The sequence below is a fragment of the Rhizobium sp. SL86 genome, assembly GCF_026672545.1.
Taxonomy (GTDB): domain Bacteria; phylum Pseudomonadota; class Alphaproteobacteria; order Rhizobiales; family Rhizobiaceae; genus Neorhizobium.
In genome coordinates, this window is record NZ_JAPPRJ010000011.1 from 1 (window position 1) to 6,568 (window position 6,568).

Here is a 6,568-nt window from a genome sequence, read left to right on the forward strand (position 1 = left end):
CGGTGGCAGGAGGGATTCCTGTTTTCTGCAAATCATGAGATTCTTCTTTCATGACGAAGCGCCGCCTGCCCATGGCCGAGCATGCCGACACGCTGTCGCTGAAGGCGCTGCGAGAACTCGTGACGGGTCTGGTGGAGCGGGCTGATCGGGCAGACGCCCGGATTGAGAAGCTCGTAGCTGAGAACCAAAGGCTTCGGGATGAGAACGACCAGCTCAGGCTCGAGAACACCCGGCTGAAGATCGACAACCAGCTTCTGCGTGACGAGATTGCGCGCCTGAAAAACCTGCCGCCGCGCCCACCCTTCAGACCGTCGGGAATGGAGAAGGCGACCGGTGACAAGACGCTCACCGGCAAAGATCCGGCGTCCCGGCCGCGAGGGCCGAAGAACGACACGAAGCGGGTGACGCGTGAAGAGGTACTGCCTGTCAGCGTGCCAGTTGGATCGCGCTTCAAGGGCTACAAGGACTGCTTCGTCCGGGATCTGGTGCTCAGGGTCGAGGTGGTTCGTTACCGTCGGGAATGCTGGGTAACGCCGGAGGGAGACACCATCATCGCGCCGTTGCCTGCGGGGATACGAGGTGGCTTTGGGCCCAATCTGCGACGGTTTTGTCTGATGCTCCATGCGCATGGCCAAGTCACGACGCAGCGAATGACGACCTTGCTCAACGACGTTGGTGTCGAAATCTCCAAACGTCAGGTGGTCCGCTTTCTCACAGAGAGGCTGGATGGCTTTCATGCCGAGGATGCAGCCGTGCTCCACGCCGGCCTCGTCTCTGCGCCTTTTGTGACGGTCGACGACACCGGTGCCCGTCACGCCAACCGCAATGTTTATACGACGCATATCGGCGGTGAGCATTTCACCGCCTTTCGCACGACGTCTTCGAAGTCGCGACTGAACTTCCTGGCCCTGCTGCGCGGCAGCTATCAGGACTATATCCTCAACGATGCCGCCTTCGCTTTTCTCGAAGACCGGCAGGTGGACCCTGCCCTTCTGGCGCGGCTGAAGAGAAACGAACCGCGGCGGTTTGCCAATCAAGTTCCGTTTCTCGCCTATCTGGCTGAACATGGTATCGACATTTTCGACAGGGACATCATCCGCCCGTTCGCCGAGGCCGGCATCTGGGGTGCCATCCGCCATCATGGGCTGGTCGGCAAGGCAGTGATCGTCTCCGACGATGCCGGGCAGTTTCGGGTCGGTACCCACGCGCTGTGCTGGGTCCACGCAGAGCGATTGCTGCACAAGCTGATGCCGGCAACGCCGCGCCAGGTAAAACACGTCGAAACCCTCCGCGAGCTGATCTGGCTCTTTTACAAGCAGCTGAAAAACTATCAGCGAAGTCCCAGCCAACGTGCAGCTCACGGTCTTCAGGTCCGGTTTGATCGAATTTTCTCGATCCAGACCGGCTATGGTGACCTCGACAAGCTCCTTGCTCGGCTGAAGCGCCGCAAGCCGGAGCTGCTCAGGGTTCTGGAGCGGCCCGAAATCCCGCTCCACACCAATGCGTCGGAGCGAGATCTGCGTGGCTTTGTCATCAAGCGGAAGATTTCCGGAGGGACGGTCAGTCGCAATGGGCGCCAGGCGCGCGACAGCATGCTGGGCCTTTCCAAGACCTGCCAGAAGCTTGGTCTGTCGTTCTGGCACTATCTGGGCGATCGGCTGGGGATCGGCACGTCGCACCCAGCCATTCCCCAACTGGCCACGATGATCGTTGCCAGATCCTGAGCGCATCACCGACGGTCTGGCTTCGGGAAGGACACGACCTTGCCGTCGTCGGACTGGATCTGACCCGCGGTGTCGAGCACGTGGACGCCGGTGGGCTTCAGCAGTGTCGGCGAAACATTCCATTGACGGTTATCATCGGCATGCACCGTCACCGTCTTCTTGTTGCGACGGATCACGACACCCCGGACCAGAGCGCCGCCAGGGCCTTCAAACTCCACGCCGCTCCCCACCCTGATGTCTTGCAGGGCCGCCGTGGTTCGCTGGTGATGCAAATACTGCAGACGCTCGACGATGCGTGCGTTGAGTTCGATAAGGGTCGCCTCGTCCAGGCTGTCGATATCGATCTGCCTCATGCGTTGTGCCCTACCCTCCTGTTCGGCGTTACGGCTACCATGCCGATAGCGCCGCTAGCAGGCAACCGGACACCGGCCTGTTTTCGGGCACCGCCACCGAATCTGCCCCGCTTACTCCCGCTTGTACCTGGAGCAAATCCGGTGGCAGGAGGGATTCCTGTTTTCTGCAAATCATGAGATTCTTCTTTCATGACGAAGCGCCGCCTGCCCATGGCCGAGCATGCCGACACGCTGTCGCTGAAGGCGCTGCGAGAACTCGTGACGGGTCTGGTGGAGCGGGCTGATCGGGCAGACGCCCGGATTGAGAAGCTCGTAGCTGAGAACCAAAGGCTTCGGGATGAGAACGACCAGCTCAGGCTCGAGAACACCCGGCTGAAGATCGACAACCAGCTTCTGCGTGACGAGATTGCGCGCCTGAAAAACCTGCCGCCGCGCCCACCCTTCAGACCGTCGGGAATGGAGAAGGCGACCGGTGACAAGACGCTCACCGGCAAAGATCCGGCGTCCCGGCCGCGAGGGCCGAAGAACGACACGAAGCGGGTGACGCGTGAAGAGGTACTGCCTGTCAGCGTGCCAGTTGGATCGCGCTTCAAGGGCTACAAGGACTGCTTCGTCCGGGATCTGGTGCTCAGGGTCGAGGTGGTTCGTTACCGTCGGGAATGCTGGGTAACGCCGGAGGGAGACACCATCATCGCGCCGTTGCCTGCGGGGATACGAGGTGGCTTTGGGCCCAATCTGCGACGGTTTTGTCTGATGCTCCATGCGCATGGCCAAGTCACGACGCAGCGAATGACGACCTTGCTCAACGACGTTGGTGTCGAAATCTCCAAACGTCAGGTGGTCCGCTTTCTCACAGAGAGGCTGGATGGCTTTCATGCCGAGGATGCAGCCGTGCTCCACGCCGGCCTCGTCTCTGCGCCTTTTGTGACGGTCGACGACACCGGTGCCCGTCACGCCAACCGCAATGTTTATACGACGCATATCGGCGGTGAGCATTTCACCGCCTTTCGCACGACGTCTTCGAAGTCGCGACTGAACTTCCTGGCCCTGCTGCGCGGCAGCTATCAGGACTATATCCTCAACGATGCCGCCTTCGCTTTTCTCGAAGACCGGCAGGTGGACCCTGCCCTTCTGGCGCGGCTGAAGAGAAACGAACCGCGGCGGTTTGCCAATCAAGTTCCGTTTCTCGCCTATCTGGCTGAACATGGTATCGACATTTTCGACAGGGACATCATCCGCCCGTTCGCCGAGGCCGGCATCTGGGGTGCCATCCGCCATCATGGGCTGGTCGGCAAGGCAGTGATCGTCTCCGACGATGCCGGGCAGTTTCGGGTCGGTACCCACGCGCTGTGCTGGGTCCACGCAGAGCGATTGCTGCACAAGCTGATGCCGGCAACGCCGCGCCAGGTAAAACACGTCGAAACCCTCCGCGAGCTGATCTGGCTCTTTTACAAGCAGCTGAAAAACTATCAGCGAAGTCCCAGCCAACGTGCAGCTCACGGTCTTCAGGTCCGGTTTGATCGAATTTTCTCGATCCAGACCGGCTATGGTGACCTCGACAAGCTCCTTGCTCGGCTGAAGCGCCGCAAGCCGGAGCTGCTCAGGGTTCTGGAGCGGCCCGAAATCCCGCTCCACACCAATGCGTCGGAGCGAGATCTGCGTGGCTTTGTCATCAAGCGGAAGATTTCCGGAGGGACGGTCAGTCGCAATGGGCGCCAGGCGCGCGACAGCATGCTGGGCCTTTCCAAGACCTGCCAGAAGCTTGGTCTGTCGTTCTGGCACTATCTGGGCGATCGGCTGGGGATCGGCACGTCGCACCCAGCCATTCCCCAACTGGCCACGATGATCGTTGCCAGATCCTGAGCGCATCACCGACGGTCTGGCTTCGGGAAGGACACGACCTTGCCGTCGTCGGACTGGATCTGACCCGCGGTGTCGAGCACGTGGACGCCGGTGGGCTTCAGCAGTGTCGGCGAAACATTCCATTGACGGTTATCATCGGCATGCACCGTCACCGTCTTCTTGTTGCGACGGATCACGACACCCCGGACCAGAGCGCCGCCAGGGCCTTCAAACTCCACGCCGCTCCCCACCCTGATGTCTTGCAGGGCCGCCGTGGTTCGCTGGTGATGCAAATACTGCAGACGCTCGACGATGCGTGCGTTGAGTTCGATAAGGGTCGCCTCGTCCAGGCTGTCGATATCGATCTGCCTCATGCGTTGTGCCCTACCCTCCTGTTCGGCGTTACGGCTACCATGCCGATAGCGCCGCTAGCAGGCAACCGGACACCGGCCTGTTTTCGGGCACCGCCACCGAATCTGCCCCGCTTACCTCCCGCTTACCCCGTCCTCGGGATTTTCGAAAAGTAACAAGACGTTGAATTTATAGTAAAAAATTTATTAAACAGACATTTTTCGATCATTATTGTCCGTCATCTCACCCATCCTGATATGAACACTTTCACCTCCGATAAGTAACCCTTATCGGTGGTTATTGATCTGACGACTCCGAAGTCCTAAAGTCGTGGCAAATCACTGTGAAGATCACTGCTGGACGCGCAGAACTCGAGGGCGAACAAAAGGATGAAGAACAGCTCAGTCGCTGCGAATGGTCGCCTTGTGACGCTGGCTTCTGGCGAGCTCAACGAACCGACGCTTCACCTCTTCGAAGAGCGCCGGAGGCAGCGGCCCGTGATATCCACTCTCGCTGTCAACAGGGCGAACATCAGGCCCGGGCCAGACGAAACGATTGCTTTCGGTCAGCACGATCCAGGATCGCTCGTCATCGAGACCCAGGCGGCGTTTGGTGGCCGGCGGGATTTCGACTGCGTCACTGGAATCGGACGGTGGGGAATGCGTGATCGGCAGAACACGTACTGCAGGTGTCCCGTCCTGAAGCGTCGCAACAATGGCCAGCACGAGAGCCGGGCGATCCTTGTCCCCCTCCTCTCGTCCGTCCAGATACTGCCAATGCCAGAGATAGGAATAGCGGAAAATCCAGCCGACCTTGGGTTCAATCGGCAGCATTCTTGTCCATCAGCAGTTCGGCATTGAGATGATCCAGGCCCGGCTCCATCGTCGAAGCCTCGATCGCGGCAAGTTCGTCGTCACTGATCGCAGCCGTCAGATCGACCCGACGGTCCCGCTTGGCGAGACGAAGATAATCCTCATAGGCCATGAGCACCGTGCGCGGCCGGCCGTTCTTGGTGATGATGACCGGCTCTCGCACGGCCGCATCCTGGTAGGCGCCAAAGTTCTTCGAAACCGCAGCTGCTGTCACAATCGACGTCATGGCAGATCTCCTTTATTCCGGAATATACGGGGTGTACGGAACTTTTGCAAACCTGGTGATTGACCGCGGAGCAAACCATTATGCGAAGGCCGCCGGTATCACTGTCGACGAACGAGTTGGTGTCGCGACGTTTGGAAGAATTGGACACGATCGCCGCCGTCCTGCCAATGGAGCGGCGCGACGAACTGGCCGAGCTTTTGACCGATCAGGATGTCGAAACACTTCGGCATCTGGTCAACGAAGGTATGGGCGCCAACACTTTGCGTGCGCTCACCTCCGATCTCGCCTATCTTCAGGCATGGTCGCTGGCGGCATCCGGCCGGTCACTCCCCTGGCCCGCGCCGGAAGCTCTCCTGCTGAAGTTTGTCGCCCATCACCTCTGGGATCCGGAGAAACGCCTGACAGATCCGGGCCACGGCATGCCGGCGGAGGTCGAGGACAAGCTTCGCCTCCAGGGGTTACTTCGATCATCCGGTCCCCATGCACCCGATACCGTGCGCCGGCGGCTGGCAACCTGGTCGACGCTGACCAAATGGAGCGGGTTGCAGGGTGCGTTCACCGCCCCTGCTGTCAAGTCGGCCACCCGGCTGGCGGTGCGCGCAACGCCGCGTCCGAAGCGGCGCAAGAGCGCCAAGGCCGTGACAGGCGATGTCCTGTCAAAGCTGATTGGTACCTGCCGGACCGGCAGCCTGCGCGATGTCAGGGACAAGGCGATCCTCATGGTTGCCTTTGCCTCCGGTGGGAGGCGCCGCAGCGAAGTGGCGGGGCTGCGTAAGGAGCAGTTGGTCATGGAAGCGCCGATCCCGGTTGAAGGGGCAGCTCCCCTGCCCTCGCTGTCCATCCATCTCGGTCGCACCAAGACCAGCGGCGCCGACGCCGACGAGATCGTCTACCTCACTGGCCGGCCCGTCGATGCGCTGGATGCCTGGCTAAAGCTTGCCAGGATCGACAGCGGCAGTGTGTTTCGCGCCATTGATCGCTGGGGAAATGTCTCACAACGTGCTCTGGATCCAAAAGCGATCAACGACATCGTCAAACAGCGCGCTGCCATGGCTGGCCTCAATCCGGCGGAGTTTTCCGCCCACGGCCTGCGCTCCGGTTATCTCACCGAAGCAGCCAATCGCGGCATCCCTCTCCCTGAGGCAATGGAACAGTCGCGCCATCGATCCGTCCAGCAGGCGTCGGAATACTACAACAGTG

7 protein-coding genes are annotated in these 6,568 nt (G+C 60.5%); 3 read left to right on the top strand and 4 right to left on the bottom strand.

The annotated features are described in order from the left end of the window. The first annotated feature begins 50 nt into the window (after positions 1-50). Positions 51-1,724: an IS66 family transposase gene (locus OU993_RS28725; protein WP_268159912.1), complete on the top strand. Its 1,674-nt coding sequence runs from the start codon at positions 51-53 to the stop codon at positions 1,722-1,724. Positions 1,725-1,729: 5 nt separating this feature from the next. Here the strand turns inward: OU993_RS28725 and OU993_RS28730 are convergent, their stop codons facing one another. Beyond that, positions 1,730-2,077, bottom strand: coding sequence for a hypothetical protein (locus tag OU993_RS28730; RefSeq protein ID WP_268159913.1), 348 nt, complete (start codon positions 2,075-2,077; stop codon positions 1,730-1,732). A gap of 189 nt (positions 2,078-2,266) precedes the next feature. On the opposite strand from OU993_RS28730, the gene OU993_RS28735 reads away from it, so the two are divergent. Further along, positions 2,267-3,940, top strand: coding sequence for an IS66 family transposase (locus OU993_RS28735; RefSeq protein WP_268159912.1), 1,674 nt, complete (start codon positions 2,267-2,269; stop codon positions 3,938-3,940). A gap of 5 nt (positions 3,941-3,945) precedes the next feature. On the opposite strand, the gene OU993_RS28740 is transcribed toward OU993_RS28735, so the two are convergent. From OU993_RS28740 to OU993_RS28750, 3 genes are all read right to left on the bottom strand, one after another. Beyond that, positions 3,946-4,293, bottom strand: a complete 348-nt coding sequence (locus OU993_RS28740; protein ID WP_268159913.1) for a hypothetical protein — start codon at positions 4,291-4,293, stop codon at positions 3,946-3,948. A 378-nt stretch (positions 4,294-4,671) separates the two neighbouring features. Then, positions 4,672-5,103: a plasmid maintenance toxin (PemK-like) gene (locus OU993_RS28745; protein WP_268159871.1), complete on the bottom strand. Its 432-nt coding sequence runs from the start codon at positions 5,101-5,103 to the stop codon at positions 4,672-4,674. Then, the gene (locus OU993_RS28750) at positions 5,090-5,368 is read right to left on the bottom strand and encodes a type II toxin-antitoxin system Phd/YefM family antitoxin (RefSeq protein WP_268159870.1); all 279 of its coding nucleotides are present in this window, start codon (positions 5,366-5,368) and stop codon (positions 5,090-5,092) included. Before OU993_RS28750 ends, OU993_RS28745 begins: the two co-directional genes overlap by 14 nt. Positions 5,369-5,535: 167 nt before the next feature. Between OU993_RS28750 and OU993_RS28755 the strand changes: the two genes are divergently transcribed. Continuing rightward, positions 5,536-6,568, top strand: a 1,033-nt coding sequence (locus OU993_RS28755; protein ID WP_442793064.1) for a site-specific integrase, incomplete at its 3' end; no start/stop codon positions are given.